Annotated in this window: 5 protein-coding genes and 1 pseudogene; 5 read left to right on the forward strand and 1 reads right to left on the reverse strand. The window is 64.6% G+C overall.

Translation table 11 applies throughout. The features are described from left to right. Nucleotides 1-501: ATP-binding protein (locus EOA60_RS25840; protein ID WP_206628235.1), on the forward strand; the 501-nt coding region annotated here is incomplete at its 5' end. Further along, entirely contained in the window at nt 501-1,241 is a 741-nt protein-coding gene (locus tag EOA60_RS25845) for a response regulator transcription factor (RefSeq protein WP_066998258.1), read from the forward strand. The genes EOA60_RS25840 and EOA60_RS25845, both read left to right, overlap by 1 nt. A 22-nt stretch (nt 1,242-1,263) precedes the next feature. On the opposite strand, the gene EOA60_RS25850 is transcribed toward EOA60_RS25845, so the two are convergent. Beyond that, entirely contained in the window at nt 1,264-1,602 is a 339-nt protein-coding gene (locus EOA60_RS25850) for a putative quinol monooxygenase (RefSeq protein ID WP_095826251.1), read from the reverse strand. A 142-nt stretch (nt 1,603-1,744) separates the two neighbouring features. On the opposite strand from EOA60_RS25850, the gene EOA60_RS25855 reads away from it, so the two are divergent. The 3 genes and pseudogenes from EOA60_RS25855 to EOA60_RS39220 form a co-directional block, all read left to right on the forward strand. After that, the gene (locus EOA60_RS25855) at nt 1,745-1,939 is read left to right on the forward strand and encodes a 4-oxalocrotonate tautomerase family protein (protein WP_067323038.1); all 195 of its coding nucleotides are present in this window, start codon (nt 1,745-1,747) and stop codon (nt 1,937-1,939) included. After that, complete coding sequence (locus tag EOA60_RS25860; RefSeq protein ID WP_095826272.1) at nt 1,939-2,829, forward strand: SMP-30/gluconolactonase/LRE family protein; 891 nt, start codon at nt 1,939-1,941, stop codon at nt 2,827-2,829. Before EOA60_RS25855 ends, EOA60_RS25860 begins: the two co-directional genes overlap by 1 nt. A gap of 95 nt (nt 2,830-2,924) precedes the next feature. After that, nucleotides 2,925-3,095 (forward strand): annotated as a pseudogene (locus EOA60_RS39220) (ABC transporter substrate-binding protein); the annotation flags it as partial.

Genomic DNA, 3,095 nt, shown 5'->3' on the forward strand with positions numbered 1-3,095 from the left:
GTCGACGACATGCGGCCGAGCGTCCTGGAACTGTTCGGGCTGCGCGACGCGGTCGAGGCACATCTCAACCGCAGCGTTGCCAGGGCCAAGCCGCCGATCGCGGTGCGCATCGCCGACACCAGCGACGGCAGCGCCGACGGCCTGTCGGAAACGCTTCGCACCGCGCTCTATCGCATCGTGCAGGAAGCCATCAACAATGCGGTCCGTCATGCCGCGCCAAGCCGCATCGAGGTGCAGCTGGCGTCGACGGCAACCACATTCAACGTGACCGTCACCGACGACGGGCATGGCTGCGGCGCGATCGATCCCGCCGCTCAAGGCGGCATCGGCCACATGCACACGCGAGCGGCCCTTGTCGGGGCGCGGCTGCGTTTCGAGCCGGCCGACCGCAAGGGCGGCACCAGGGTCGTGATCGAGATCGATCGCGAGTCCGCCGAGGCCGAGGCGGCGGCGTGCGGCACCGCGATAACCGAAGCTCAGCCGGTGGCGGAGGCAGTCTGATGCTGGTCATGATCGCCGAAAATGACGGGCTGCATCGCACCTTCGCGCGGCGGACCGTCGAGCAATTGTGGCCCGGCGATGTCGAGGTGATCGAAGCCGGCGACGGCGAGGACGCCATCAATCTTGCGGCGGAACGGCAGCCGCCGCATGTCGTGCTCGACTTGCAACTGCCCAAGGCGACCGGGATCGAGGTGGCGCGCGCCATCTGGAGCCAGCGCGCCGGCACGCATATCCTGTTCTGGTCGAACTTCGCCGACGAGGCCTATGTGCGCGGCGTGGCCCGCATCGTGCCGCCGGGATCGGTCTATGGCTATGTGCTGAAATCGGCGACGGAAGAAGGCATGCGCTCGGCGCTGCGCGGCGTGTTCCGCGAGGGGCATTGCATCATCGACCGCGAGATCCGCGGCATCCAGCACCGCGTCCAGGACCGGTTCGAGGGCATCACCGACGGCGAATATGAAAGCCTGATCGACATCGCGCTCGGCCTCACCGACCGAGCGATCGCGGCGCGGCGCGGCCTGTCGATCCGCGGCGCGCAGAGCCGCATCAAGCATGTCTACGAGAAGCTCGGAATAGTGCCGCCGGAGGAGGGTGCTGGCGAGGCGTCGGTGTTCAATTCGCGCACCCGCGCGATCTATCTGGCCATGGCCCGAGGCCTGATCAACATCGATGCGCTGCGGCGCGAGCAGGAGCAACTCGACGCCTGGCTCGCGCAGGCAACGCCGTTGCAGGAGCAGTAAGCCCCGCGATGGGCGAACAGGCTCAGCTTGAATGCTGATTGCTCTTGGCCCTCAGAACGATCGGCTCGGTCTCGATCAATCGAAGCGACCTGACCATATCAGCCGTCCGCGCCTTGTATTTGAGAAAGTGCGGCGCGGTCAGGTGAGCTTGGTATGCGGAATGATCGACATAGCATTCGATGACGCGCACCGTTTCGGGCGAACCCTTTATCGAGACCGCGTGCAGGAACAACACGCCAGGCTCGTTCTGCACCGAGGCCTCGATCTCTTCGGCGAGCAAGGCCCTGAAGCTTTCGAGCTGGGATGCCTCGATCTCCAGTTCCGCAATCCGCACGATCGGCCTGCCGCATCTCTCTGCCATCCATGGTTCTCCTGTCTGCAGCCGTGGATGCCGGTGCCGACTGTGCAAAACCACAATCGGTGCTGCGCTTAGACCGCTATCGCCCGGTCCGCGTCCCGACTAGCTTTTGTCCTACAAAAACAAAAATCCCGGGGAAGCGCTCATGCCGTTCGTCAGCATACGGATACTCGAGGGTCATTCGCAAAAGCGCAAGAACGAGATCTCTCGCCGGGTCACCGAGGCGATCAGCGAGGTCGCCGGACTGCCCATGGACGCGATCTGGGTGGTGATCGAGGACGTGCCGGGCAGCGACTGGTTCGTCGCCGGCAAGCCGGTGCGGGAACCCAAGAGCCCGTGATGTCGATCCCGGCGCGCGCCCGTCATTCCGGCTTTGATGACGTCGTCGGCAATGCGGCGATGGAGCGGCTCGCCACCGGCTACGGCTTCATCGAAGGTCCGGTGTGGCATCCCTATGAGAAATGGCTGGTCTTTTCCGATATTCCGCAAAGCCGCATGTACCGGCGCAGCGCTTCCGGCGAAATCGCGGCGTTCCGCGACCCGAGCCACATGGCCAACGGCAACACGCTCGACCGGCAGGGGCGGCTGGTGACCTGCGAGCACGCCAGCAGCCGCGTTACCCGCGCCGAGCCGGGCGGCACCACGACCGTTCTCGCCACGCATTACCAGGGCAAGCAGCTCAACAGCCCGAACGACATTGTCGTTGCTACTGGAGGCTCGATCTATTTCACCGATCCGACCTACGGCCGAGCGGAATTTTACGGCGTGCCGAGGCCGCAGGAACTGTCCTACCAGGGTGTCTACCGGATCGACGGCGACGGCGCCGGGCTGACGTTGCTTGCCGACGATTTCGCGCAGCCCAACGGGCTCTGCTTCTCGCTCGATGAATCGCGGCTCTTCGTCAACGATACCACGCGTGGCCACATCCGTGTGTTCGGCGTCGAATCCAATGGTGACCTCAATGGCGGCGCCGTATGGGCTGTGACCGAGGGCGATGCGCCAGGCGCGCCGGATGGGATGAAGATCGACAGCCGCGGCAACCTCTATTGCACCGGCCCGGGCGGCATCCATGTCTTTGACGCGTCGGGCGATCTCCTCGGCGTCATCGCGACGCCGGAAGATTGTGCCAATTTCACCTTCGGCGACGAGGACCTGCGGAGCCTCTACATCGCCGCGTCGACGTCGCTCTACCGGCTGAGGGTACGAGTGCCGGGATTGAGGCTGTTTTGAGCGGGACCGTTCGCGCTCAGATCGGATGGGAGTGAAGCCGGCCCGCAGGGGCCGGTGGGAAGTGCAGCAGTCAACACATCTGGGAGGATAATGACATGAAGAAACTACTGGTCTTGAGCGCCTTTGCAGCCATGCTCGCCTCGGGCACCGCGCTTGCCGACACGAGCGGCAAGAAGATCGCCTTCTCCAACAATTATGCCGGCAATTCGTGGCGCCAGGCGATGCTCGACAGCTACGCCATCGTCACCAAGAAAGCGGTCGAGGAC

The sequence above is a fragment of the Mesorhizobium sp. M1A.F.Ca.IN.020.06.1.1 genome (assembly GCF_004023265.1).
Classification (GTDB): domain Bacteria; phylum Pseudomonadota; class Alphaproteobacteria; order Rhizobiales; family Rhizobiaceae; genus Mesorhizobium.